The organism is Rhodococcus sp. BP22 (assembly GCF_014281965.1).
Lineage (GTDB): Bacteria > Actinomycetota > Actinomycetes > Mycobacteriales > Mycobacteriaceae > Rhodococcoides.
In genome coordinates, this window is the sequence record NZ_JACFTB010000007.1 from 1 (window position 1) to 25,580 (window position 25,580).

Below are 25,580 nucleotides of genomic sequence, written 5' to 3' on the forward strand. Positions count from 1 at the left end.
TTCGGCACTGACATTCATCGACACACTGTTGAGTTCTCAAAGAACACGCACACACCATCTCGTTCGCATTCGCGTTCGATCCGGGGCTTACACGCTCATACCCCGAACACGGCTAATAACTCTTGCCTTGTTCGGGATTGTCAGCTCGAACTTCGTCCAACCTCGTGTCCCGCACCTCTCGGTCCGGGTCGGTGTCCGTGTCGCTCTGACTCGACAAAAGTTACGCCAACAAGAACGGTTGTGCAAATCGCCTGGTCAGCGACTCGCACTGGTTAATTGCAGACTCCACGCCGTCCGATCGGACCGCATACGGTGGACGCATGCTCCTGAATCCGCGCTATGGATCCGCATCGTTGGCCGATGTGGTGCCCTCGATACTTGCTCATCTCGGTGTCGCCGGTGAGATGGATCGAATCGGTCTGGACTTGGACGGCGTTCGCCGAGTGTGTGTGCTCCTTGTCGACGGCCTGGGTTCGGAGCAACTCTCGGCCCACCCCAAGGAAGCGCCGTTCCTCAACTCGCATTCGTCGCCAGCGATCACCGCAGGCTTCCCCACTACGACGGCAACCAGCCTGAGTTCTTTCGGTACCGGGCTACCGCCTGGCTCGCACGGAATCATGGGGTATCTCGTCGCCGCTCCCGGCCATAAGCGATTGATGAACAGCCTGCAATGGAAACTCGTCGGTGCCGGGAGGTCCGAAGCGCTTCCGGTCGACCTCGTTCCCGAGACCTTTCAGCCCACCCCGACGGCCTTCGAGCGTGGCCTCGAAGCCGGTGTGAGGGTGGCGCATATCGGACCATCGATGCAGAACGGTTCGGGACTTACCCGCGCTGCGCTGCGTGGGCCGTCGTTTCACCCGTCGGTCTCCATCGGAGATCTAGGAGCCCAGGTCGGTGACATCTTCGATTCAGCTGGTCCGACATTGGTCTACGCCTACTACGGAGATCTCGACCTGGTCGGTCATGTTCGTGGTCCGCAGTCGCTGGCGTGGCGGCTGGAGCTCGGTCACGTCGACGATCTCGCGCAGGCGATCGCCGAGCGCCTTCCAGATGACGGCGCGTTGATAGTGGTGGCAGATCACGGGATGGTCGAAGTCGAGGACAGAATCGACTACGACACCTCCGTCGAACTACAGCGGGGAATTCGCCTTGTAGGTGGAGAGCCGCGGATGCGCTACCTGTATCCCCGCGAAGGAGCCGGTGACGACGTAGCTGCGACGTGGCACGAGCACCTCGGCGCCGGCTTTCGCGTCCTATCGAGGGACGAGGCCATCGATCTCGGATGGTTCGGCCCCACTGTCTCTACGGACGCCTACGGACGAATTGGCGACCTTCTGGTGCTGGCGAACGATCGGTCCGTCGTGATTCGGAGTCGGACGGAAGTGTCGGCATCGGCTCTCCGCGGACACCATGGGTCGTTGACGTCGGCTGAACTCATGATTCCGGCCCTGGTCATCCGCGGGAAGAGCTGATGCGAGCGATCAGTGTCGGTATCCCCCGCTAGGTTTCTCCCCGTTCGAGAAGTTCGCGGTTGATGACGGGGAGAGACAATGTCGACGTTCGAGGTTCGAGAACTGGATAGCTCGACGGAGAAGGATTGGCGACGCTTCGCTGCACAACTGGGCGATCGGCTGGCATCCGGTGAATGCACCGCAGATTGGTCGCTGTCGCCGGCATTCCGGCCCGAGGGTGCTGACAAACTCGAGATGCGCCTGCGGACGACTATGCGCAGAACCCTCGTGTGCGTGTCGTCGGGACTGTCGAATCCACCTTCGCCTTGGCGCCAATCCGGTGTTTCCGATATTCATGTGCTGGAAGAGCCAGTCTTGTGTGCAGATCGGTTCGCATCGACGGTTGTCACACAGCTTCGTCGCACGTGGAACATTCCGCACCCAAGCTTCCTGGTGGGTTCGCAGGACGGGAGCACCGTCGAGGGTGTCTTCGGAGTGAAACTGGTCGGCGACGCCGGACAGGTCTTCGAGCCGACGACCTCCTCGATCCATGCTGACGAGGAAGCTCTCTCGAGGGCAGCGCGAAGGGCATTGCAGGCGCTCCCCGGGCCGGAAATACACATGGCGGCGGACGGAAGCTTCACCGTTCCGTTGGGAAAGATAACTGCTCACGTCTATGTCGCTGCTCTCGACGAGGTACGCGTCGATGCTCTGATCGTCGAAAGAATCGGCGGTCGAACACGCGCTGCCGAAGTGGTGGCAGATCTCAATCGTCGCCATCCGCGGTTGACGTTTCTCCTCATCGGCGACCGCGTTCACCTCACCTCGAGCATCGACGCACGGCCCTTCGTACCCCAGCACTTGATGGATGCGGTCACCCGTCTCGCAGATTTCGTCACCCGAGTCGATGATGATTTCGCAACCGATCTCGGTGGTCGGCTCTCGACATTGCCACTTGCTGCTGGTCCCGGGGATGACCCGGAAGACGCAACCGAGGACGAGGTACCCACGCAGTTGATGACGTTGCTCGAACTCGACGCGGAGTTGGGCGGGACTATCGACGCCGAAGATGTTGTGTCGGTGTGTGGGCGAGACCAGATGAAAATTTCTCGCTACGAGAGGTTCTGCGTCGAGCAGTCACAGTCCTGGAAGGAATGTGCGCGTGAGGCCCGTCTTCGCGGCGAGTCCGCCGCTGCATCGGAATGCGCGGAGGAGGCAGTTCCTTGGGACCGTGTGATCGAGGCGCTGCGGTCGGCGCTCCGCACTGTCGGGTTTTACGACAACGCCTGAAGCCGCCGGCCCCGATCGGGTCGAGCAGACGATCTCGACGAGCATCTCTTCGTTGAGCGGCATGTCGGGAACTGCCATCTCTACTGCAGCGACCGCAGACCCGGTACCGTCGCGGATGAGCACTCCGATGCAGTTCACGAAAGACTCGTGTTGGTTGCGGCACTCCGTTCAGCACTGTTCAGCAACCAAATCGAGCTCGTAAAGGTACTGATCGTCGCCATCGAGCGCCAAGTATGCATGAGCCAGCGCCCTGGAGGTTTCGTCTTGATCGACTCGAAAGCTGTGAACGCCCTCCGAGCGAAGACGCTCGGCCCCGAACACAAGTCCTTCCCCCCGAGTGCGTGGGGACAGTCCGTCGAGCAGTTCATCGGCACCGATCCAAGACTGGCGGACTTCCAAACGCCATTGCTCACGTTGGATCGCGGGCGCATGCAGCACAACATTGCAGTCATGGCCCAGTGGGCGCAGCACGCCGGAGTGCGGATCGCACCGCACGGCAAGACGACGATGGCCCCGGCACTGTGGCAACTCCAGCTCGAATCAGGCGCCTGGGCAATAACTTTGGCCACGATCTGGCAGGTGCAGCTCGCACGAGCGTTCGGCGTCGAGCGAATACTCCTCGCCAATGCCCTCGTCGATCCGATAGGACTGGCCTGGCTTGCATCCGAACTGGAATCTCATCCGGAATTCGAATTCTATTGCTGGGCAGATGGTCTCGAGACCGTGGCAGCAATGAATACTGTCCTCGATTCTTCGGTTGGCGCTCGTCGGGTCAACGTAATCGTCGAACTCGGTGGAGAACATGGGCGAACCGGCGCACGAACGACAGAAACTGCACGCGCAGTCGCTGACGCGGTCGTCGCATCACCATCACTGGCACTCGCCGGGGTCGGTGGGTACGAGGGAGCACTGAGCCATGACCGCTCAGCGGCCGGTCTGGCTGCTGTCCGCACGTACTTGGACACCGTCGGCGCCCTGCATCGGGAACTACTCGATGACGATCTCTACGACACTCATGCCATCGTGACGGCCGGTGGCAGCGCCTATCAGGACCTAGTGATCGAGCGATTGTCCGTCATAGCGGACGAGAAGGGTGAGCGCGGCGTCACCACGTCGGTGGTACTGCGCTCGGGCGCCTACATCATCCACGACGACGGATTCTATTCACAGATTTCGCCGATGAATGCGGCTCGCTCCGACAACCCGTTGAGATCGGCGATGCACGGCTGGGCACGCGTTGTGTCCACGCCAGAGCCCGGGTTGACATTGCTGGACGCTGGGAAGCGCGATCTGCCGTTCGACGAAGGACTCCCGGTACCACAGAACGTCGAGCACGCCGAGGTCACTGCACTAAATGATCAGCACGCGTTCCTGCGTATCCCCGAAAACTCTGCCCCTCTGCCGGTCGGAACCGTCGTACGCCTGGGTCTTTCACATCCGTGCACTGCATTCGACAAATGGCGAGTCATCCCTGTGATCGACGACGCCGACTCCGACAATCCCCTCGTTGTGGACCTCGTCCACACCTTCTTCTGAGACATAGTCCTGACCGACGTTCTCATCGAGCGTGCGACCCCCGCGCAAGGCGAACTTTCCCGCGGAACCTCGGCCACTATGTGATCTGGTCACCGACGAAATGTGTGTTGTCGGCGGACAGTTCGCGATTTCCTGCGCGGGATACCAGAGCGTCGATTCTGTTGTCGAGGCTGTGTGCTTTCTGCACGACGTTCATCGCAGAATGGTCGCCCTCGGATCGTGTAACCAGGTCCGCGACCCTGACCAACGCGGCAACCCTGTCGATCAGTTGCGTCCATACCGACTCGAGCACAGCACGGCGGGTGGCGACCTGGACTCGAGTGGCGTCGTCGAGCATCGCCCCGGCGATGTCGTCGAGTTCGGTGCTGATGTCCTGCAGGGAGTTGGTGTCGACGGCGACCTGAGTGAGTTCCTCGGCAAGGTCGAGTTGAGTGCGCTGGACGAGAAAGTGCTCGGATCTCCACGCCGGTGAGAAATTCACGCGATCGTACGACGTGCCGGCGATGAAAAGTAGAGTCTCGTATCGGTCGGCGAACACATCGTCCTTTTGATCTGCGACCTGAGCCATCACTGCTGATGCGCGGTCCCCCGCATTTTCGAACCGAGTGTTCTTCGATGCCTCGGCCACGCGATCAGCGGCAACGTCGAGTACCGACAGCCCGGTTCTAACGGCGAGACCGCCGATGTGCTGCTTCGGGACGGGGGTATGTAGCAGCGCATCGAAGAGTGCGTCGCGCTGGTCGAGATCCAAGTGAATTCCGTCTCGGCGCTCACGTCGAACGGCGCGGACGCCGTGTGCATAGTGGTCGGTCGACATCACCACGATCGTTCGAAGGTGATCGAGGCGCTTGGTCAATTCGGTGGCTCGCATCCGATAGACCAGCGCGGATCCCGGCTTGTTCTTCGTATCCTTGGCCAACCATCGTGATCGCTCCTCGGCGAGGGTTCTCGCAGTAGCAAAGCCTCCGATCGAGGGCACCGACCTTCCTGCTCTACGACGCGCGGCAAGTATTTCCCGGGTGGGGCCATCCAACCGGCCTGCAGCGATCGCCACCGAGGACGCGTCGGACAGCATCGGCCATCTTCCGTCCACTCGCGCACGCTCGCACCAACTGCGAACCTGCTCTTCGACGCGTTCTCGGCTGGTACCGATTTCTGTGTGCTCGAACATGTCAGCTCCTCGTGGCGTACGACCAGAACCCACTGTTCCAGAATTCTCGCCACGTTGACGCACGGCCGGTCCAGAACCGACCTCGCGGGCATCAGGATTAGTCAGGGACGGCCGGCCTTCTCCTTACCGAGAAGTGCCTTGGCCTCGTCGAGGCCTTCCCACACGTTCCACATGAGTACACCTCGCACCTTGTCGCCTTCGAGGTAGTAGACGACGCCTTCTTTGGGCTCGATCTTCCATTCCTCCACGGCACGCAGTGATGTATCGATGGTTCCCACGGCCTGGTAGCCGTCGTCGAAGACGTCCGAATAGAAGTACGGCGTGTAGGTGTACGGCTCGGTACCTCCTGCCATGATGCGGCCGACAGCCTTACCCATCTCGATTGCGTTGTCTACGTGTTCGATGCGTCGACGGCCCAGTATCGCGTCGGGATAGTTCGCGACGTCGCCTGCCGCATAGATATGCCGATCGTCGGTACGAAGGTATTCGTCGACGACGATGCCGTTGTCGACGGCCAATCCACTGGCTTCGGCAAGGTCGACGTTGGGGCGAACACCGAGGCCGAAGACGACCCCATCTGCTTCGACACTCGAGCCGTCGTCGAGTTGCAGTTGCACTCGGGCCGAGGCCTCGGCAGCAGTCGTCACCTTGACTGCCCGCCGAATCGTGACGCCATGTTCACTGAACCCTGCCTCGAATGCAGCCGCGAGAGAGGCTGGGAACATGTGACCACCGACGACGTCGTCGCTGGTGATCAGCGTGACATCGACGCCGTTGAGTGCGAGAGCCGACGCAATTTCGGTACCGATGTATCCACCTCCGACGACGGCGATGTGCGAAGCCGTCTTGGTCAGGTCCCGCAACGCGCGATAGTCGGCGAACGTACGAAAATAGATGACTCTCGGACTGGGAGCGATGTCGAGTTGGACCGGTGATGCTCCGGTCGCCACCAGCAAGTCTCCGTACTCGAATACGTCTTCGGACTCGGTCGTCACGGTTTTGTTTTCGCGATCGACCGACCGGACTCGTGTATTGGTGAGCACTTCGGCACCGGTGTCGGATGCAGTATTCAGCGGAACCTGATCGCGACCGAAGTCCTTGTCCGTCCACAACTTTTTGGACAAAGCCGGTCGGGTGTAAGGCTCGTCGCTGTCGGCCCCCAGAATGCCGATTGTTCCTGAGGTGTCCTTCTCGCGGATGCCGCGGGCTGCGGCGTCGGCGACCATGCCGCCACCGACGATGAGGTAGTCATAGCGCACGATGAACTCCTTGCGGTTGTCGTTGTCGAACGACTACCCCGAAATCCGAACCGACAATCCCGAAATCCGAACGGACGATTACTATGCCGATCGACAAGTGTCACCCGAATCGAGGATTCTTCTTGCACGAGCAGTACCAGCGACGTCCCGCTACGAATAGTTGATATGACGTCGAACGCTCTACGCCAGTTGGCTACTGACGCCGCGTTGGAGGGTCGCTACTGGACCCAGGTGTCGAATCAGACGGTGTCGACCTCGATTGTTGCCAGCATCACAGCCCGAAAGCCTTGGCCCCCGCCTGATTACTAGGCATGTTGGTGCAGGGTACGAAACATCGTTGACACATAGAACTAACGTGTAACAGTTCCGAGGATCCGAACGACTCACTCCTCAGGACGCGAACAAAAGGAGACGATGTGACATTGCAGATCGATTCGCTCGCCATCAGCGCCAACGGAGCACAAACAGACGAAGTCAAGATCGACCAGCTCGATGAGCAGCTAGTCATGCTCGACGCCGATATTCTCGGCGCCATCGAACGCCGCACCGAATTGGCGCGCACGCTCGCCGCTGCCAAGGGCGAAGCAGCAGTTCCAGCTGAATCGACTACTTTCGATGCCCTCGGGTCGGACGGCTCGGTGTTCTCTCGGATGCTTGCACGCATTGCATCGAGCACACGCTAAGGAGTTACGTCCCCGGTCATTCGCTTTCAGTGGCCCCGCACAAAGCCGACAGGCTTGGTGCGGGGTCACCTGCGTTCAGTCGGCCCGAGTTGGTCAGAGGTACCAGCGCTCACAATGCTCCGGTACTCACAGGGCTCGCAGCGCCCCGCCGTCGACGGTGACCGTCGAACCCGTGATGTACGACGCGGCAGGCGAGGACAGAAACGCGACAACTCTTCCGAATTCGTCAGGGTCACCGATCCGCCCGAGAGGTATGCGAGCCAAGTCCTCGTCGCCGACGGCTCCACCCCGAGTTGTATCGAATCGACCTGGCAGGACGCTGACGATGCGAATTCCTCGTGCACCCAGCTCGTCGGCCATATCCTTGGCGACCATTGCCAGCCCTGGTCGAAGACCGTTCGAGATTCCGAGGCCCGTCAACGGCGACTTCACCGAACTCGACAGCACCAGGACAACTGCGCCGCCTTCGGTCATCGATGCTGCTGCCGCTCTGACCAGCCGTACTGTTCCGAGAAAGATCGTGTGAAACGCATCTTCCCACTGCTCGTCCGTGGCTTCCAATGCCGTGCCGCGCGGTGGTCCGCCAACGCTGACAACGAGACCGTCGATTTTGCCCCAGTGCGCAAGGGCAGCCTCGACGACAAGTTCTGCGCTGCTCGGGTGGCCATTGTCGGCGACCATTCCGTTCACAGCGTTCGGGCGATGAGCGCCGAGCTCTGTCACCGCGTCGTCGACTTTCTCCTGAGAGCGAGACGACACAGTCACCTTCGCGCCCTCGCGTAGCAACTCGCGAGCACTGGCCAGACCGAGTCCTTCGGTTCCACCAGTGACGATGAACGACTTACCGGACAGTCCCAAATCCATGAATTCTCCTCTTCGACGAAACAGCGGGAACGCGCTATCAGCTCGTTCCCGCGGACCCATCTTGCTACAGAGCTGCGCACCAGAGACAAGCCGGTCGCTTCATGGCCCTGCGGATCAGCGCCGGGCGGATGCTGTTCGCCGACGCTCGCAACCGGTCACAGGTGTGCGGGCAGACCGAATCTCTCGAAAAGTGTCAGATCGAAGAAGGACGCCACATGTACGACGCGATTGGCTCGGAAATCGAGAACGTGTAACTGAAAAGCGACATGTCGGCCCAACTCGTCTCGCATGTACAGCCCGTACGCCGGCCGGCCGTTGGCAGCGGTGGGCAGCATGCGCATGTCCCCGGGCCCACGGGCAGGGCAATTGCCTCGAATGAGCGCTCCGATATTTTTCCCGCCCTGGTACCACCCGACGAACGGCGGCATTTCCCACACCGCGTCCGTGGTGAACAGCTCGACGAGCTGACCGATGTCGTAACGCTCGAAACTGTCGACATACTTTTCCAACAGTTCCTGGATCTCCGCCGACGAGGGCTCGCCGACTCCGTCCGCGGAGGGGGTGATCGAGTCCAGTTGCGCTCGTGCGCGCTGTACGAGGCTGTTGACTGCTGTCGTGGTCGTTGCCAGCGCTTCGGCTACCTCCGAGGCTTTCCATTGCAAGACCTCACGCATCAGTAGCGCAGCACGCTGTCGCGGCGAAAGATATTGCAGGGCAGCGATGAATGCCAGGCGGATCGATTCTCGCCCGACGACAATGCTCGCTGGATCGCCCGAATCGCTCAACTCCGAATCTGCGATCGGCTCCAGCCAGGAAATTTCGTGACGCTCGATCAGATCATCCGTCGGATCCGAGCTGGGTGCCCCGAGACCGGTTGGCAACGGACGCCTCGAGCGTCCTTCCAACGCCGTCAAGCAGGTATTGGTGGCGATGCGATACAGCCAAGTCCGCATGGACGATCTGCCCTCGAACTTTCCGTAACCTTTCCAGGCCCGGATGTACGTCTCCTGAACGAGGTCCTCGGCGTCGTGAATGGACCCGGTCATGCGGTAGCAATGAGCCAGTAGCTCACGCCGGTACGGGTCGAACTGCGTAACGAATTCGTCGCCCTCTGCGACCGTGGTCGTCATTTCTTCGACAATAGTGCCCTCCCCCGACAGATGCGCGGTACTTCTCACACCCGATGCACGACGTACCGCGGCAGAGGTCGGCGGCCGCGCATCCCTGCGCTAGCCTTCGGTGCACCAAGGCCGAAGTTCATCGATCGAAAGCAGCCCCCATGACAACATCGACGAGCATCGATGACCTCGTCGAGGAGGTGTATCTGCAGCGTGGTCGCGCTTGGCAAGCAGCGCTGGTCACCACGCAGAACTTTCTCGAAACAATTGCCGACGAGATTCTCGACAATGTCGATCGCGATCGCCTCAACGCCCAGTCTGCGCGAATCAAGGACCCCGCCCGGGCCGCGGACAAGTTGCGTCGCAAGATCGCCGAAGGCCGGATCACCGAGCCCAACACGGTGGATGAGGTCGTCGATGCCCTCGGTGACCTCATCGGAATCAAAGTCCTGTGCAAGAGCCCCCGCGATCTGCACGCGTTCGTCGAGGCATTGGAGTTGGCTTGTCGGGATCCCGAGTGCTCAGTGCGCTTCGCAAAGGACCCGATGAATTACGTGGCGTTTCCCAAACCGAGCGGCTATCGGGCGTACCACGCGGTGCTTCTCGTTAGGGTTGCAACGCACCAGGGCGACATGGATGTCAAGGTGGAGGTTCAGGTGAAAACCCGGCTGCAAGACGCCTGGGGCGAGCTGACCCACGAGGACATGTACAAGCCCGGTGAGGCACTCAAGCCGTCGAAGACTCATGAGAATCAAGCTCGCCATATGGCCGATCTGCTGTTGCAGGTCGATCTGATGGCAGACGATCTCGCGGCACAACTCGATTCACAGACCACAGCTGCCAAAGATGTTGCCGCCGAACCGACTCCGGTGCCGAAGGATTCCGCGATCATCAGCGCGCGCGTGACCAGGACCGGTCCGCGCTACGCGTTGGCCGTGGGCCCCGACGGTCGACGCGGGCTCATCCCCGCCAGGTCGGTGAAGGCCGTCATCGGAGCCACGGACCGTATCGATGTCGACGACTACCTCGAAGTCGGGGATGTCGTTCAGGTCGTCGTCGAGGATTCCGAAGATGCGCTGTACTACCATCTTTCGTCTCAACCACCGTCCCGTCGCTCCAGGCGCCGCCGACGCGGGAAAGTGGGAGCGGAGCCTGCGGAGTGAGCAGGGAAGGTCGGGAGCGGAGCCTGCGGAGTGAGCAGGGAAGGTCGGGAGCGGAGCCTGCGGAGTGAGCATGGAAGGGCTGGAGCGGAGCCTGCGGAGTGAGTTGGTTCGAGGTGTCAGGACTGTTCGCGTCGGGAGGTCTGTCTGGTGGGTTCGCGTCCGTCGAAGTATCGAAGGAGCGTTTCGTCCTGCGCGTCGGGGTACCAGCCTGGCGCAATTCTGGTCTTTTTTCGACGGCTTGGGGAGCGGCGTTCGCTGCTGACCACGGTGGCGCCGATTCCGGCGAGCACGGCGCACGACCCGATTGCCAAGAATGCGATCACGGCTATCTGAAACAGATCCATGTGTTCGGTTCCCCGCCCCCTGCGAACTCGTCGAACTGTCGTCATCCCGGTTTGGCCGCGCCACCGACCGGATTCGTTCAGCGATGATACTGACACATGTTCCACCGAAGGTGGAACATGTGGGTGCTCTACGACCACGCTGCCTCAGCAGCCGGCTTGTTTCACCTGGGCTTCTCAGGTTTGTCCTATGTGGGTCGGGTAGACCTCTCTTCCTGTGTCAGCCACCGATTTTTCTCCCACTCCTATGGCAGTAGTTGCCGAGGTACCGGCGATCGGGCGCGGCCGGTTGGGCGCAGAGAGTGTCATCCCGGTTGCGGCGTTCCTCGTCCTGGCACCTCTGTATGCGACGCTTTCCGTCCTGGGGCATCGCCAACTCCGCACGTCCGGATTCGATCTGGGAATCTTCGTTCAGCAGATTTCGTCGTATGCGAATCTGCGTGCACCGACGTCGGATCTACTTGGAACCGGTTACAACACCCTCGGGGATCACTTCTCTCCGATTACTGCGCTTCTCGCGCCTGTTTACCGACTTTTTCCTTCGGCTGAGACGCTGCTCGTGGCCCAGGCCCTGTTGTTTGCGGCCGCTGTCATTCCGCTGGCGCGCTGGGCGGTTCGAGAATTCGGCGCGCTCATCGGTGTCGTCGTCGCGTCGGCGTACGGGTTGTCCTGGGGCGTGCAGGCGGCGCTGAATTTCGATTTTCACGAGATCGCTTTCGCGATGCCGTTGCTGGCGATGTCGCTGGTTTCCCTTGGTACACGGCGCTGGATATCCGCGCTGGTCTGGGCCTTACCTCTTGTTTTCGTGAAGGAAGACATGGGCTTGACCGTTGCCGCTATTGGGCTTCTCGTCGCACTGTGGACTGCGGGGAGGACCCGACTTTACGGATTTCTGACTGCACTGTGGGGTCTCGGATGGGTGGTGCTCGCGGTCAAGGTGATCATTCCGCTGATGAGTGCGAACGACTCCTACGGACAGGGGTCGAAGATGCCGCCGCTCGGGGCTGGCATTGCCGACACCGCCCACGGGCTCGTCGAAGGAGATTCACGGGCCGCAACTGCATTCCTCCTGCTCGCAGTGTCAGGGTTCGCCGCGATCCGATCTCCCCTGCTGCTGGTCGCTCTCCCGACCGTGGCCTGGCGGTTCCTGAGCGACAATTCAAACTTCTGGAAGCCGATCTTTCATTACAACGCCATCTTGATGGTGATCGTGTTCGCTGCTCTCATCGACGCGGTGGTGCGTAGTCGACGTCATGGACAACTCACCGAGCGGGGCGTTCGGACGATAGCGGTCGCGGTTGCTGTTTTCGCGGTGGTTGCCTTGCCTTTTCTTCCGCTGGCTCGACTGGCCGGTGCAGACGGTTGGCGTGTCGACCCGCAAACGACGGCAGCGCGTGTGATCTCGGATTCGATCCCCCGCGACGAGCGGATCGCGGCCTCGAACAATCTGGTTCCTCAGTTCGTCGCCACCCATGACGTTTCGGTCTTCCCCCAGCGTCCGACCGACACCACGACACCAGATTGGATCGTCGTCAACCGATCCGATCCAGCAGGCTGGCCGGCGGACGAAGAGGGCGACTCGAAGGCGCTCTTCGTGGCTTTGAACTCGGGATACGAGGTTCGGTACGAGGCGAACGGCATCGAAGTTCTTCAGCGAACACCTCTGGGCAGGGATGCCGGGTGATGCTCGACTCTGCGACAATCCCCTCGCAGCGGAACCGAAATCCGGACTGGGCGGCCTATACTTCCCCGTCATGGAATCGGGGACACCAGCTACGACGGAGCGGGAGGCGGGTCGCGATATCGACGCACCACTAGAAGGACTCAGTGATTCGGGCACGACCGACGGTGTGGACCGCGTCGTCGAACGCGGGGAACGGGATGCGGCACCACTGTCGACGAAGACCAAACCTGCCGCATTGAAACCCTCACCGAAGCGCACTCCGTGGAATCGCAAGAACCCGTATCAGGCCACCGTGCTGACCAACCGTGTTCTGTCCGGCCCAGGTTCGTCGAAGGAAGTCCGTCACTATGCCTTCGCTCTGGGCGACAGCGGTCTCGTGTACGAGCCAGGAGACGGGCTCGGAATCCGGCCGATCAACAATCCCGAAGTTGTCGATGCGCTGATCGGTCGGCTCGGTGTTTCCCCGGACACCACCGTCACGCTCAAGGGATCCGAGCAGCGACTCGACGAGCTCCTCACGCACTCGTTCGAGATCGGCGTGCCGTCGATGGACCTCATCGAGGCCGTGGCCGAGCGAACCGGAGACGACGAGCTGGGGCATGTCCTCTCCACCGGTGATCGCGACTCTATCGACGCGTGGATCTGGGGCAAGGACGCCCTCGACGTTCTCTCGATCGATCCGAAACTCGGCATGGAACCATCCGAGCTCCTCGATTTGTTGCGGCCCTTGCAGCACCGCGTCTACTCGATTGCCTCGTCGCCGCTGGCACACGAGGGGACAGTGCACGTCACCGTTGCGAGCGTGCGGTATAGGTCTTCGGAACGTAATCACGGAGGTGTCTGTTCGACGTACCTCGCGGATCGGGTAGGCGAAGGCGAGAGTGCTGGCGTCTTCCTCTCCCCCAACAAGTCGTTCCGGCTGCCCTCCGACGACGATGTGCCGGTCGTGATGATCGGCCCTGGTACAGGTATCGCCCCGTTCCGCTCATTTCTGCACGAGCGTCGGGCGCGCGGAGCGTCGGGACGGAACTGGCTGTTCTTCGGAGACCAACATCGAAGTAGCGACTTCGCCTACGAGGACGAGTTGACCGGGTTGTCGCGCGACGGTGTTCTGAACCGGCTCGATCTGGCGTTTTCTCGTGATCAGACGGACAAGATCTACGTCCAGCATCGGATGCGCGAAAGCGGCAAAGAGCTTTACAGCTGGCTCGAGGAGGGGGCGCATCTGTACGTGTGCGGCGATGCGACACGAATGGCCAAAGACGTCGATGTGGCGCTGCACGACATCGTCGCCGAACACGGCAGTTGCTCTTCGGATCAAGCCGAGGACTACATATCGAAGCTCAAGCGCGACAAGCGCTACCTACGCGACGTCTACTGACCGGAGGAATCAGGTCAGTAGGGTGCGTCGCAAGCCACTCGCTCGTAACACCTGACGCTCGACGCCTGCGCGTACCGCGGCTTCGGTCCCAATAATCCGAACATGCACACGAGCGCGAGTTATCGCGGTGTACAGCAGTTCCCGGGTCAGCAGCGACGACGCCTCGGCCGGCAACATCACCGAGACTGTGTCGTACTGACTCCCCTGGCTTCGGTGGATGGTCATCGCGTAGACCGTCTGCACCGACGACAAGACATTCGGATGAACCAACAACGGCTCCGATCCGCGCTGAAATGCTGCCATCAGCGCGCCGTCACCGGTGTCGATGACCACGCCGGTATCGCCGTTGTAGATCCGCGCTTCGTGATCGTTCGCCGTCACCAGCAACGGTTGGCCGGGATACCACTGCGACGGATCGAGGTAGACACCGGACGATTCCGCCACCCACTCCATTGCCTGCCGCGCCCACCGCTGCACTCCGTAGGGTCCCTGCCTGTGCGCGCACAGCAACCGGTGGGCTTCCAACCCACCCAGAGCGGCGGTGGCGTCACCGGCCCTGGCAGCAGTGGTCACAGCGTCGGCAGTCCGAAGGATGTCGGTCCGCAGTGCTGACAGGTCAGCGGGCGCATGGAAGGACAGCTCCTCGCGATCGTCGTTCAACAGGCGCATCACCTCTTCGGACCTACCGTCTCGAACTGCCACTGCCAGTTCTGCTATCGCGCCGCCGAAGCGCCTACCTCGGCTCAGCCGTACAACGCCACTTCGAAGTCGGTCGCGTTCCCCTCCCGACAGCGCGGCCTCGTCAGGATCGTCGACGGCGTCCACGTCACGGCCGATCAATGCATCCAGTTCGGGGTCGGCTTCACCATGAACAGGTCTTGCCACGAGATCCGCCAACACGGCTCCGGCATCGACCGAGGTCAATTGATCCGGATCGCCGACAAGTATCAAACGGGTATCCGATCTGACGGCTTCGAGCAGCCGACTCATCATTGTCAGCGACACCATCGACGTCTCATCGATCACAATGACGTCGAAGGGCAGTTTGTTCGAGGCATTGTGGCGAAATCGACTCTTGCTTCCACGTTGCCAACCGAGCAGGCGATGCAGGGTCATCGCGGTGAGAGTGTCGGGTAGACCGAGCTGTTCCGATTGCTCGGTCACCGATTCCTGCAGTCGCGCAGCCGCTTTGCCGGTGGGGGCTGCCAACCCGATGCGGATCGAAGGTCCGTACTGGCGGACGAACATCGCCAGCACACGCGCGACGGTATGAGTCTTGCCCGTACCTGGTCCGCCCGCGACCACAGCTGTCCACGACGTCGCGGCAAGAGCAGCAGCGATGCGTTGCCGATCGGGCGCGGCAGTGGGCTCGCCGTGTTCGTCCACGAAGAGCGTGTCCAGCAGAGTCCTGATCTGATCGGAGTCGACGACCGGACGTGACTCGTCGCGTCCGGCGAGAACCTCGCGGATTGTTCGCTCCTGCAGGTAGTACCGATCGAGGTACAGAAGCTCACCCTCGTCGGTAGCGACGAGGCGAAGAGGCTTCAGTGGACCGCGATCTCCGCCGCGTACCAACGGACTCACACGGAGCGCCGAGGTGATGTCTGCCAGCTCAGGCCATGGAAGGGCATCGAGGTCGACATCCGATTCCTCGTCCACGGTGACCTCGCGAAACCGGTTCAGGTCCAGACATACCGAACCGGACCGGACAGCTCGAACCGCGAGGGCAGCCGCGAACAGTACGTGCTCCGACGGCTCACCGCCGAGCGCGCCCAACCGCAGAGCGACGTGCACGTCTGCTGCCGCCAGGACGCCCGCCGAATTGAATGTGCGGAGGATACCGGTGGCTCGTTGAACCAGTTGGGCGTCGGTCATGATACGGCTGATCCTGCCAGGAGATCGGACACGGACGTAACCAGTTCGGCAGGAGGATTCCAGTCGAACACCCCACACCCCGACGGTGTTTCGGGCCCGACCATGCCGCGTACGAAGTGGTACTGCACCCCACCGAGGTGGACCTCGGGATCGTACCCGGGCTGGCGCCACCGCAGATATCGATGCAGCGCCACCGCGTACAGCAGCGCCTGCAGCGGATAGTGCGAACGCAGCATCTCCTGAGCCATTCGTTCTCTGGTGAAATGCATGACGGTCAGATCACCGCGGGACAGCCTGTTCGTCTTGTAGTCGACGATGACGTACTTGGGCCCGGGTATTCGGAGGACGGAGTCGATGCTGCCGGTGAGATAGCCACGCAGCGGCTTCGATTCGAGAACTTCGAGTTGGTCCGCGTATGCGGCAAGCGCGTCGTCCGCGGGCAAATAAGTGCGCAGCAGTCGCGAAATCCCCCGCAGAGTCACGTTCGTTGTCCCGGGATCGTCGCCACCGTTCAGCGGCATCTCGAAGTCGAGTTCAGCCAGATGGTCACGAGGAGCTATGTCCGCGAGCGTCCCGAAGCCGAGGGGAGTTCGCAGGACCGGCATCAACGCTGCAGCAAGTGCTGACGGGTCGATCTCGGCCGACCTCTCGGCAACCGCTTCGTTGCATCGAAGAAGCACTTCGGCGTCGAGATCGACCGCTGAGGTATCGACGTGTTCGAGGATCTCGTGCACAAGTGTGCCGAAGTCAGCTCCCGCAGGCATACCGTTCATCGGAGACGGAATCCCCTCCAGCACTTCGTCGATAGACCGCGCGTCTGCTGGCTCATCGTCCTTCTCTGGTTGCTCGGGTTCGCTCGAAACCCCCGACACTTCGTGCGCTGCGGCGGTCAACGCGGAGTAGGAAGTACGACGCCACAGCATGTCGAGACCACGGGTGAACGTCGCGGCCGCAAGCTCTTCGGTCGTATGTTTCACCGCGCTCCACGTTGGGACTGCACTGCGCCGGCCTACTGTCTCGATGGAAATCCGGCCGCCCGCTTTACCGGCCCAGGACTCGAGCCTGCCCGCCACCGCAACGTCTTCGGGTACCTTGGCCTTCTCCTCGGGCTCGGCCACTCCTGACACCCGGGCGAAGATCAACCGATGCAACGGCGACGCTGCGGTGGAAAATGCCGGCGCCCACCATAGGACGACCTGGCACTGAGCTCTGGTGAGCGCGACGTAGAGCAGCCGAAGTTCTTCGCCCGCTTCTTCCTTGTCTCGAATCAGTTTGCGAGCGGCGTACCCGCGACCGGTACGGCCTCCGACATCGAGGACACGCTTGCCGCTCTCGTCGTGCAGAAGGAGCGTGCTGGGATATGGATTCTTCGACGCATCCCACGCATACGGGATGTAGACGACGGGGAATTCCAGTCCCTTGCTCGCATGCACTGTGGCGATCTGTACCGCTGCTGCGTCGCTGTCGAGACGTCTGCTGCGGTCGGCGATGCTGCCCGATGTCGGATCGTCGATCCTGTCGGTGAGCCAGCGGGTCAGTGCACTCGGTCCCAAAGAGCCCTCGACGGCAGCACGATTGAGCAGTTGGGCTACATGACGAAGGTCGGTGAGGTGCCGTTCACCGGCTCGGAGTGCGAGTAATCGGCCTTCCAACCGTGTTTCGGAAGCGAGCTTTTCGAATACGGCGGCAAAACCTGCATGCGCGAACAACACTGCGAATTCCCGCAATCGAGCACTGACGTCGGATACGGCGTCGTCGCCTCCACGGTCCAGCTTCTCCGCGGTCCATCCGAACAGCGGAGTGAGTGCGGCGAGGCGAACACGATCGGCACGGTGTGGCTGTTCGAGCGCCTGCAGAAACCACAACCAATGGCTTGCGCTGAGCGTGTCGAACACACTGGACCCGCCGGCCAGTACCGAGGGCACGCCGACGCGATCGAGCGCATCACGCACCAGTGCGATCTGTGAGCGAGTCCGCACCAGTACCGCGATGTCTCCCGGAGCGACAGTATCTCCGCGCCGCGGCAGCGAAAGCGGGGTCGCGGACTGGAGGAGCTCGACGATGTCGGACGCGACGTCATCGGCGACACGGTCACGAAGCACGCCGACCGCTGGAAACCCCGCTTTGTTGAGCGGGCCCGCACCTGTCCGAGAGAGGTAGCGAAGGCGCAGCGGCGGTACACCGGACATCCGAGAACCGTCGTGTGTCGAGCCCACGGGGTGAGCGATGATGTCGCCATGACCGAGAGCTGCTCCAGCATAAATATTTTCGAGCGCACCGAGCAGACCGGAATCGCTTCGCCAGTTTCTCGTCAGTTCGAGGTGTCGATCGGCGAGGCCGACAGCATCGAGGTAACTGAGCACCTCAGCGCCGCGGAAGGCGTAGATGGCCTGCTTGGGATCGCCCACCAGTAGCAGAGTCGACCTGCCGTGGAATGCTCGGCGAAGAATGTCCCACTGCAGCGGGTCGGTGTCCTGAAACTCGTCGACGAGCACTACCCGAAATCGTTCCCGCACCCTCGCACACGCGGCTTCACCATGCTCGGGATCGACGAGAACACGGTGGAGCAAACTCAGTAGATCGTCGAAATCTCTTATCCCGGCTAGCTTCTTGCGACGATGCACTTCTGCACGCGCCTCTTCCGCGAAAATGACGCGATGGCCCGCTTCGGTGTCTTCATCACGCCCCGGGACCAGCTGGGCTTGTCTGTCCCGAACCGCTTCTCGAGCCACTTGACGAGCATCGGCCGGCCCGATAGGCGGATCGAAGTCTGCACGACTGTATCGCCGCAGGTAGATATCGTCGACCACCTCGCTCGTCAGGTCGTCGACTGCCTCGACAAGAATCGCTTCCGGTTCACGTTCTCCGGTGATGCCCAACCCGTCGAGCATGCGCTGACAGAAGCTGTGGGTCGTCGCGATGGTTCCCGAGTCGAATTCGGACAATGCACGAAGCAACCGTGTGCGACGCAGGGAGACTTCTTCTTTCGTCCCCTCGGCCAGATGACGGACGAGGGAGTCGCTGCTTGTCGATGAACTGTCCAGACCTGCGGCGACCTCGGCAAATCGGTTGCGCGTTCTTTCACGCAACTCCTGAGTTGCGGCCCTACTGAAGGTGACGAGCAGCAACTGCGAGATATCTGCCAGGCCCTCGGCGATGTACCGGGTCGCGAGACCGACGATAGCGAACGTCTTGCCTGTTCCTGCACTGGCCTCGAGGACAGTGGTCCCCTCGGGGAGTGGACCGAGGAGGTCGAAGTCGGTCATGGCTGGCCCTCCTTTTCCGCGTCGAGCAATGGACACCACAATCGGCGCGCAAGAACTCCGAAGAGCGTCGATTCCTCACCCCAATGAGGATCTTCGGATCGCACCGGCGTCGACGTCAATACCTCCAACGAGGCGCCGGCGCCGTACAAGTAAGCGATACTTCGGTCTTTTGCATCACCGAATTTGTCGGACCAGGTCTTCTCGGCCGCCGCGATGGCGTCGTCCACCGATGCACCGCGAAACCGCCGCTCTGCGTATACCGACGAAGCCCCCGGCGCGATCGGAAGCGGTGAGGACAAACCGAGGTCCCGTAGGGCCACGAGCAGTTCCAGTTGCGCGAGTGCGTCCACGGGTGCCGTGATCGTCGATCGCCACGCCGCTCGGTTCCCCGGACCGCGGCCCGTCGTGACGGCCTGCCACGGTCGCGAATCATCCTGTGCTGCAACGACGAGGAGTCGAACCCATGCCGCCAGACGATGCTTCGGCGCTAGACGCGAGTACGACGTCCTGGCAATGGTGTCTCCGTGAATTCCGGTGACCGTCCCGCTCAGTCGTCGACCGGACAGGAGTTCGATGGATATGTCGAGTGCGCCTGCGTCACCGGCATGAACTTCTTGGGAAACATCCACCAGCGCGTCCACTGCGCGGGTGATGTCCTGCAATTGCTTTTCGCCGAGATGAAACGGCGGGAGGGTTCCGCGCCGCCATTCTGCAGCACGGAAGTCCGCGACTTCGGTGCCTGAAAGACGCTCGGCGAGCATGCGATCACCGATGTCCCACTTCTGCAGTCCGTCCAATTCGACGGTGAGTGAATCGGACAGATCGTCTTCGATCTCAGGCACGCGAATGCCCATGCGCTGTTTGAGAAATGCAGCAATGGGATGCTCGAGGAAGGCGACAAGATCGCCTAGAGCCACGTCACCGTCGCCTCGCGTCGGGAGCACCGAGGCGAGAAAGGGTGGTGGCGCGACGGTTTCGCGTTGACTCGCTCGCGCTCCGTCGAGCGAGGACTTGTCGTAGCTCAACGGATTCCGCCGATCGAAGTTTCGAGAGTCGAAGGGTTGCAGGGGATGTCGAGTGACTACATCGGCTCCTGCAGTTGCCGTGACCACGTCGAGAAGTTCGGTGAGCGGGATTGCCGGTGGCTTCACCGAACCGGACACCGGGTCTGCACCCGTGTAGAACAACAGCAGCTTCTCCCCTGCCGACATCACTGCGTCGAGCAATAGTTGACGGTCCTCGCTACGGACGTCACGCTCGCCGGGGGCCGGGTCACGAGAAAGAACGTTGTCGCCATCGACACTGCCCGCTCGTGGGAACACTTCGTCGTCGAGGCCGAGTAGCACCACGATCCGATGCGGAACAGATCTCATCGGAACCATGGTGCAAACCGTCAGCTCGCCGGTACGGAAGTTGGCTCGCGAAGGCCGACCGGCAAGAGCCCGAGTAAGCATTGCTCGCACGTCGGCCAACCGGATGACCGAATTTTCGCCGTGCTCGGTGGACTCGGTGAGTTCGCGAAGTGCTTGCGCGCGCTGCCACGCGTCGGAGGGAGCAACATCCGCGAGCAGGTCGAGCGCTCGAACGAGTGCGTGGCGCCATTCTGCCGTCGGCTGAGGTCCTTGTAGGTCACGCAGCGTCACCGCAAGACGATCGATGAACTCCGCGAATCGACCGGTCAGGTCGATATCGTTGCCGTCTACGTCATCGACCGGCAGTGCCAGATCGAGCCACTCGTGAGCGGTTTCGTCGGCAGCTACACCCAACAGCAGACGGTCGACCGCACTGTTGAACGTGTTCTGCCGGAAGCCGCCGAGGCCGAAACTTTCGCGTTGACGCGAGTTGATTCCCCACCGAGCTCCCGATACCTGCGTCCATTCACGGAGACGTTCCACATCGTCATCCGAGAAGCCGAACCGAAGGCGAACCGGGTCGGCAGCGACGAGGTCGAGAAGCTGACTGGCCGTCACTCGACCCACAGCAAGGTCGAGCAAGGTCGCGATCACAGCGAGAAGCGGATTGGTCTGCCGTAGCCCCCGGTCGGCCAGCCGGACGCGAAGTGTGTGTCCGGGATGTGCCAGCCCACCCTGTCCGAAAGTCGCTCTGATCAGCGGCGCATAGGTCTCGACGTCGGGGCACATGACCAGCACGTCGCGAGGTTCGAGCGTCGAATCTTCGTCGAACAGGTGCAGCAGGGTTTCCCGTAATACCTCGACTTGACGTGGAGCACCGTGACACGCGTGGACGGCGACGGTGCCGTCCGGTTCGGCGGTCCTGGTCGGGGTCCTGTTGTTCGCGATATCGTGCTGCACTCGGCCCAGCAACGTGTCGGGAAAGCCTGCACTGGGTTCGACCGTATCGACGAGGTCACCGCCGAGCCCGAGGAGTCGCATCTGCAGTTCACGTACGTCTCGGGCAAGGCCGGCGAGCAGTGGATGCTCGATCGTCACCGCCGAGCGGTCCTCGGATCGCCTGCTGACGCGTTGCTGGTCGACGCGCTGTGTCCACATTCGATCGCTGGGATGCGGCAGCCACACGTGCACGTCGCGATGTTCGGCGATCGCAGCTATCACCTGCAGTTGATCGGTTGTCAGTCTCGTGGGACCGAAAATCGACACCCGTTCGGGGAGGTCGAGTATCGACCGGTCGGCGCGAATTGCTGCACACGCATCGTCGAGAAGTTCGGCAGGACTCGCGTGTCCGATGCGGGCGCGTACCGCACGCCACAGTTCGGCCTGCCAGCGCAGGTCCTCGGCCAAAGTGCCGCCGACGCCGTCACTGTCGATACCTGCCGACCAGTCGACGATCATCGACGGACGGTCCGCGGCGTAAGTCCGGAAGAGCTCGGACAAGTGGGCTGCCGTGGACCATCTACGTCCGGCCCGGTGCTCGTCCGTTCCGTTACCGAGGTGTTTGGCGAGCACCGCGCACCACTGTTCGGCCAGCGAGCCGTCGATGACGTCGAGCGTCGTCCACAGGACGCGTCCGCGTGACCACGGTTCCAGGTGGGGATCGCGTCCGAGGGCCGCTGACCGCGCGTCCTCGACGAGGCGGGTCGGCGAGGGAAACTCGATATTGGCGCCGATGCCGTCGGCCGATGCCCCACCCAGCGACATCGACAGACGCTGAGTCAGCCAACGCTCGACGCCCTTCGCCGGAACTGAAATCACCTCGGCTGCAAATGGATCGGCCAGAGGGCTGGACATCACCTCAGCCAGTGCCGTTGCGAGCGAATCCCCGCGGGTGGCGCGATAAAGCCTCAGCACCACTGAAATGTCTCCTTCTGCGATCGCTCACTGCACGGACGGTTACTCGACCCTACTCGAGCCGACCGACATACTTCGGTTTCGACATCGACCTGCACGGCACCGACCCGATGAGCGGCTCGACGACCTGAATATGTGGACCACTGCGCTGAGGTCGCTACAGTTGGACGGTGACCGACTCCGCGGAACCCGACCGATCGACCGAACGCGACTCGACGCTGCGCATCACCGCACCCGACAACGGCAGTCGGGTGAAATAAGTGATTCCGAGATTGCTCCGGGGACTGTGCGACGACGCTACCCTTCTCCAGTCCGGCGACACTCCGCTCGATTCTGCTGTTCAGCAACATCTTTCGTATAGAGACGCCGCATTCTCGGACCTCGTCGGCCCGTTGATGATCCCTATCCCCCGTCTCGACGAACTCACCTACGTGACCGAACCACTGTCGATATCGCTGATCGCGTCGGGTGGCCCCGCCACAGTCGAGGCCGCGCTCGATCGGATGTATGCGAAGTCGAATCTGACCGTCGCCACGATCGAGGTGGCGCTGCCGGACGGGACCGACATCACCGCACTGGGTGCCGTCGACCCTGCCATCGACGTCTACGTCGAGATCCCGCGCGGACAACATCGAGCCGAGGTGTTCGACGCCGTGGACGAGCGTGGCTACCACGCCACGTTCCGTACCGGCGGCGTGACCGCGGACGCATATCCTGGCGAGGAGGAACTGGCCGCTGCCATCCACGAGGCTGCGCGACGTGAAATCTCCTTCAAGGCTGTCGCGGGACTCGACCACGCGATTCGAAATACCAACACTGACACAGGGTTCGAACAGCACGGCTACCTCAACGTCCTACTGGCCGCACAGGCTGCGCACAGCGGCGCCAAGGCCTCGGATCTGGCTACCATCCTCGCGTTGCGTGACCCCGAGGTGCTGGCCCAGCACGTCGCCGCGATCGAGACCGAGCGCGCTTTCCTCTCGTTCGACACCGGCAACATACGACAGTTGCTGGACGATTTGATTTCATTGGGTCTCTTACCCCCGATGTAGCAACGAACAAAAGCCGCCAGTAGCAGGACCTCATCCGTTGAGCATGAGGTCCGTGGAGAACGGCATATCGGTGCCCGAGCAGTCGCCATACCGACTCTCGGCCAGGGAGAACCGACTGTGCGGCGGTGTGGGCGCACCTGGACTGACCGACAGCTACGACGCCGAACGCCGCCCAGTCGGCGAAGAGGTCGTCGGGATGACGGTCCGAAACGCTCGCGAGGGAATCGATGCAGGCGAAAGCTCCGTTGAGATGGCGAAGCGCAAGCAAGCTCAACTCCTGATCTCGTAGACAGGAAGCCCGTTGGTCTCCGAGTCCGACCCGACAGCAGCCGTCGTACAGCCCGGAGAACGCGCCCCCGATGCGCGGGGACTGACCCGTGACATGGTCGCGTTCCCCATCCGCCTGTTCGAACTCTTCGGTGGCGTCGGCCACACGCTCCTGTTGTAGTCGGACGGTGAGATCGAAAAATTCGAAGAGCTTGCCGCTGCAACCGTCGACGCCGCGCACGGACTTCTCGACGTCTATCTGGTGGCGGCGAGCCACGTGACCTCCGTGCTCCCGGTCGTTGTAGATTCCGCGAGCGAATTTTGCAGCACATACGATGTCACCGGTCCGACTGCGTTCGTCATCCGCCCCGACGGGTACCTCGGCCATCGGGGTCTCGAGGGAGTGATCGAGAACCTGACGAAGACATTCGCGCGATGAGCTGTCCGGCGTAAAAATCGAGCCAAAGGGCATAGAGTCAGGCGAGATCGTCGTGAAAAGTACTCGCAGGAGAACAATTCCCCGTCCCGACTGCATCTTTCGACACCGGTGAATTATCCGCTGGCGACCGTATTTGTTGGGCTCACATCCACTGCGTCAGAGAAACTTTCGTACGCAATCAGGCGTGCGTACACACGACTGGCTTTTATTTTCTTTTGGGCTACAGTTTATAGAACTGATTGAACCGAAGGAGTGAGTCTACCGTGAAAGCGGTTATGATGGAATTTAATTTTCGGGTATGCGCCTCACCCGAACGACTTCGACAATTTCTGGAGCAGGGGGAAATTGCTCTTGATACAGCATGCCCGTTCCGCGTACAGCGTGAACGCACCGTTGACGAGGTGATTTCACCCCTCCTGTCACGGCAATGGGACCGACTCAATGTCTCCGGGTTGTTTCCTCAACCGCAAGTGTGGGAGATCGGGTATGGCTTCTCCGACCCGACAGGTCGGCTGACCGGTGACAAACTCGAATCGATGTCGAAAGACGTCACAGCCGATCTGCAGCACTCTCGCGCCGATAATTTCAGCGAATCCGCCCCCTGGATTCTGACGCTGGCGACCGATACCGACCGTGCGACGCGCCAGACGATCATCAGCCGCTATCGAACGCTGGAGCTGGCCCGCTCGTCCCCCTGAGGCGCCGTGAGTGTCGTTGTGTCGACTCCCCCCGGTACCTCGATTCACCACAGCAACAAAGAGGTCGATCGTGAATATGGCTCTCGTCGAGATCAGTACGCCACCGCTGTCCGCTTGTCCAACGGACAATCCGCGAGCGGGAACCACGGCCGTTGCACTTGTCATCGGACGGCCCATTTCGCTTCACCAAGACCTGCACAGCGGGCTCGTCGACCAGGGCGTCGAGGTGACTGTTCGTAGTCCTGACGTGAGTGCCGACCAGCTCGGTGGTACCACGCATGCCCACCCGTCAGCGCCGAACGATGTTTTCGTCGACGGTCAGGTGACGGCAGAAACCATCATCGTCACCACCGAGTTTTTGTCGGAAGGCCGCGGACTGGTCGCCCGCTGGCGCGAGCGCGCCGCGCAGTCCGAGGAGAACAACAGAATTGCTGCCGCAGCTGTCGATGCGTCGTCGGACTACAGCACGTGCCGGCTCCTTGTTTTGTGCGATGGCAGAGCCGTCTCCCACGCTGGGCCGGAGGTCCACAACGCGAAGCGACTGGCTCAGCGGTTGAAGTACGAAATCGAAGTCGACGGAACACCCGTCGTATCCAGCTCGTACCTCGTCGTCGGCACCACCTCACCGCTACCCGAGGCAATCGAGGCGATCGCGCGATGGTGTCGGCGGGAGACTGCGCCGATCCCGAAGTGACCACGCACGTGTCGGCGCGCTGAAAGTGGCCGAAACTGCTGTGACTGGAGTTTTATTTTTTTCGGGCTACAGTCAGAGAAAG

The 25,580-nt window shown here is 61.6% G+C and carries 20 protein-coding genes; 12 read left to right on the top strand and 8 right to left on the bottom strand.

Annotation, left to right across the window (positions count from 1 at the left end; genetic code table 11):
- Window positions 1-320 precede the first annotated feature (320 nt).
- From H2510_RS15970 to H2510_RS15980, 3 genes are all read left to right on the top strand, one after another.
- Entirely contained in the window at window positions 321-1,472 is a 1,152-nt protein-coding gene (locus tag H2510_RS15970; protein WP_186629303.1) for an alkaline phosphatase family protein, read from the top strand.
- Between the two features lie 78 nt (window positions 1,473-1,550).
- Window positions 1,551-2,741, top strand: a complete 1,191-nt coding sequence (locus H2510_RS15975; RefSeq protein ID WP_186629304.1) for a T3SS (YopN, CesT) and YbjN peptide-binding chaperone 1 — start codon at window positions 1,551-1,553, stop codon at window positions 2,739-2,741.
- Window positions 2,742-2,978: 237 nt separating this feature from the next.
- Window positions 2,979-4,277, top strand: coding sequence for an alanine racemase (locus H2510_RS15980; RefSeq protein ID WP_186629305.1), 1,299 nt, complete (start codon window positions 2,979-2,981; stop codon window positions 4,275-4,277).
- 76 nt (window positions 4,278-4,353) lie between these two features.
- Here H2510_RS15980 and H2510_RS15985 read toward each other — a convergent pair whose 3' ends face one another.
- Together H2510_RS15985 and H2510_RS15990 are read right to left on the bottom strand one after the other, a co-directional pair.
- Window positions 4,354-5,448 (bottom strand): hypothetical protein, encoded by a 1,095-nt coding sequence (locus H2510_RS15985; protein ID WP_186629306.1) that lies wholly within the window; start codon window positions 5,446-5,448, stop codon window positions 4,354-4,356.
- 101 nt (window positions 5,449-5,549) lie between these two features.
- Complete coding sequence (locus H2510_RS15990) at window positions 5,550-6,707, bottom strand: FAD-dependent oxidoreductase (RefSeq protein WP_186629307.1); 1,158 nt, start codon at window positions 6,705-6,707, stop codon at window positions 5,550-5,552.
- A 416-nt stretch (window positions 6,708-7,123) separates the two neighbouring features.
- On the opposite strand from H2510_RS15990, the gene H2510_RS15995 reads away from it, so the two are divergent.
- Window positions 7,124-7,390, top strand: a complete 267-nt coding sequence (locus H2510_RS15995) for a hypothetical protein (RefSeq protein ID WP_136171659.1) — start codon at window positions 7,124-7,126, stop codon at window positions 7,388-7,390.
- A 126-nt stretch (window positions 7,391-7,516) separates the two neighbouring features.
- Here the strand turns inward: H2510_RS15995 and H2510_RS16000 are convergent, their stop codons facing one another.
- Both H2510_RS16000 and H2510_RS16005 read right to left on the bottom strand, forming a co-directional pair.
- On the bottom strand, window positions 7,517-8,254 hold the full coding sequence (locus H2510_RS16000) for an SDR family oxidoreductase (protein ID WP_186629308.1): 738 nt from the start codon (window positions 8,252-8,254) through the stop codon (window positions 7,517-7,519).
- Between the two features lie 155 nt (window positions 8,255-8,409).
- Complete coding sequence (locus tag H2510_RS16005) at window positions 8,410-9,384, bottom strand: sigma-70 family RNA polymerase sigma factor (protein WP_186629310.1); 975 nt, start codon at window positions 9,382-9,384, stop codon at window positions 8,410-8,412.
- Window positions 9,385-9,533: 149 nt separating this feature from the next.
- On the opposite strand from H2510_RS16005, the gene H2510_RS16010 reads away from it, so the two are divergent.
- Window positions 9,534-10,535 (top strand): GTP pyrophosphokinase family protein, encoded by a 1,002-nt coding sequence (locus H2510_RS16010; protein ID WP_186629311.1) that lies wholly within the window; start codon window positions 9,534-9,536, stop codon window positions 10,533-10,535.
- A gap of 116 nt (window positions 10,536-10,651) precedes the next feature.
- Here H2510_RS16010 and H2510_RS16015 read toward each other — a convergent pair whose 3' ends face one another.
- Window positions 10,652-10,879: a DUF2510 domain-containing protein gene (locus tag H2510_RS16015; protein WP_136171655.1), complete on the bottom strand. Its 228-nt coding sequence runs from the start codon at window positions 10,877-10,879 to the stop codon at window positions 10,652-10,654.
- 214 nt (window positions 10,880-11,093) lie between these two features.
- Here H2510_RS16015 and H2510_RS16020 point away from each other — a divergent pair, with 214 nt between their 5' ends.
- Together H2510_RS16020 and H2510_RS16025 are read left to right on the top strand one after the other, a co-directional pair.
- Entirely contained in the window at window positions 11,094-12,560 is a 1,467-nt protein-coding gene (locus H2510_RS16020) for a DUF2079 domain-containing protein (protein ID WP_315901394.1), read from the top strand.
- Between the two features lie 70 nt (window positions 12,561-12,630).
- Window positions 12,631-13,941, top strand: coding sequence for a sulfite reductase subunit alpha (locus H2510_RS16025; RefSeq protein WP_397517373.1), 1,311 nt, complete (start codon window positions 12,631-12,633; stop codon window positions 13,939-13,941).
- 9 nt (window positions 13,942-13,950) lie between these two features.
- On the opposite strand, the gene recD is transcribed toward H2510_RS16025, so the two are convergent.
- From recD to recC, 3 genes are read right to left on the bottom strand one after another with little or no spacing between them, the layout of a single operon-like run.
- A complete protein-coding gene (gene recD, locus H2510_RS16030) occupies window positions 13,951-15,816 on the bottom strand; it encodes an exodeoxyribonuclease V subunit alpha (protein WP_186629313.1) in 1,866 nt (621 codons plus the stop codon).
- Window positions 15,813-19,082 (bottom strand): UvrD-helicase domain-containing protein, encoded by a 3,270-nt coding sequence (locus tag H2510_RS16035; RefSeq protein WP_186629314.1) that lies wholly within the window; start codon window positions 19,080-19,082, stop codon window positions 15,813-15,815. The genes recD and H2510_RS16035 overlap by 4 nt, the downstream gene beginning before the upstream one ends.
- Window positions 19,079-22,348 carry an exodeoxyribonuclease V subunit gamma gene (gene recC, locus H2510_RS16040; protein ID WP_186629507.1) on the bottom strand — a complete coding sequence of 1,090 codons (3,270 nt, stop codon included), beginning with the start codon at window positions 22,346-22,348 and terminating at the stop codon, window positions 19,079-19,081. Before recC ends, H2510_RS16035 begins: the two co-directional genes overlap by 4 nt.
- Before the next feature lie 260 nt (window positions 22,349-22,608).
- Here recC and H2510_RS16045 point away from each other — a divergent pair, with 260 nt between their 5' ends.
- From H2510_RS16045 to H2510_RS16065, 5 genes are all read left to right on the top strand, one after another.
- Entirely contained in the window at window positions 22,609-23,400 is a 792-nt protein-coding gene (locus tag H2510_RS16045) for a hypothetical protein (protein ID WP_315901395.1), read from the top strand.
- 37 nt (window positions 23,401-23,437) lie between these two features.
- Window positions 23,438-23,689 (top strand): hypothetical protein, encoded by a 252-nt coding sequence (locus H2510_RS16050; RefSeq protein ID WP_186629315.1) that lies wholly within the window; start codon window positions 23,438-23,440, stop codon window positions 23,687-23,689.
- A 12-nt stretch (window positions 23,690-23,701) separates the two neighbouring features.
- Window positions 23,702-23,848, top strand: coding sequence for a hypothetical protein (locus H2510_RS16055; protein WP_186629317.1), 147 nt, complete (start codon window positions 23,702-23,704; stop codon window positions 23,846-23,848).
- 521 nt (window positions 23,849-24,369) lie between these two features.
- Window positions 24,370-24,804, top strand: coding sequence for a hypothetical protein (locus H2510_RS16060; protein WP_186629318.1), 435 nt, complete (start codon window positions 24,370-24,372; stop codon window positions 24,802-24,804).
- Window positions 24,805-24,874: 70 nt separating this feature from the next.
- Window positions 24,875-25,498, top strand: coding sequence for a hypothetical protein (locus tag H2510_RS16065; protein ID WP_186629319.1), 624 nt, complete (start codon window positions 24,875-24,877; stop codon window positions 25,496-25,498).
- The last annotated feature ends 82 nt before the right edge of the window (window positions 25,499-25,580 follow it).

What these genes read in the sequence shown, in the direction of transcription:
- H2510_RS15970 (WP_186629303.1), top strand. Translation starts at nt 321, where the DNA reads ATGCTCCTGAATCCGCGCTATGGATCCGCATCGTTGGCCGATGTGGTG.
- H2510_RS15975 (WP_186629304.1), top strand. Translation starts at nt 1,551, where the DNA reads ATGTCGACGTTCGAGGTTCGAGAACTGGATAGCTCGACGGAGAAGGAT.
- H2510_RS15980 (WP_186629305.1), top strand. Translation starts at nt 2,979, where the DNA reads ATGAGCCAGCGCCCTGGAGGTTTCGTCTTGATCGACTCGAAAGCTGTG.
- H2510_RS15985 (WP_186629306.1), bottom strand. Translation starts at nt 5,448, where the DNA reads ATGTTCGAGCACACAGAAATCGGTACCAGCCGAGAACGCGTCGAAGAG.
- H2510_RS16000 (WP_186629308.1), bottom strand. Translation starts at nt 8,254, where the DNA reads ATGGATTTGGGACTGTCCGGTAAGTCGTTCATCGTCACTGGTGGAACC.
- H2510_RS16005 (WP_186629310.1), bottom strand. Translation starts at nt 9,384, where the DNA reads ATGACGACCACGGTCGCAGAGGGCGACGAATTCGTTACGCAGTTCGAC.
- H2510_RS16010 (WP_186629311.1), top strand. Translation starts at nt 9,534, where the DNA reads ATGACAACATCGACGAGCATCGATGACCTCGTCGAGGAGGTGTATCTG.
- H2510_RS16015 (WP_136171655.1), bottom strand. Translation starts at nt 10,879, where the DNA reads ATGGATCTGTTTCAGATAGCCGTGATCGCATTCTTGGCAATCGGGTCG.
- H2510_RS16025 (WP_397517373.1), top strand. Translation starts at nt 12,631, where the DNA reads ATGGAATCGGGGACACCAGCTACGACGGAGCGGGAGGCGGGTCGCGAT.
- recD (WP_186629313.1), bottom strand. Translation starts at nt 15,816, where the DNA reads ATGACCGACGCCCAACTGGTTCAACGAGCCACCGGTATCCTCCGCACA.
- H2510_RS16035 (WP_186629314.1), bottom strand. Translation starts at nt 19,082, where the DNA reads ATGACCGACTTCGACCTCCTCGGTCCACTCCCCGAGGGGACCACTGTC.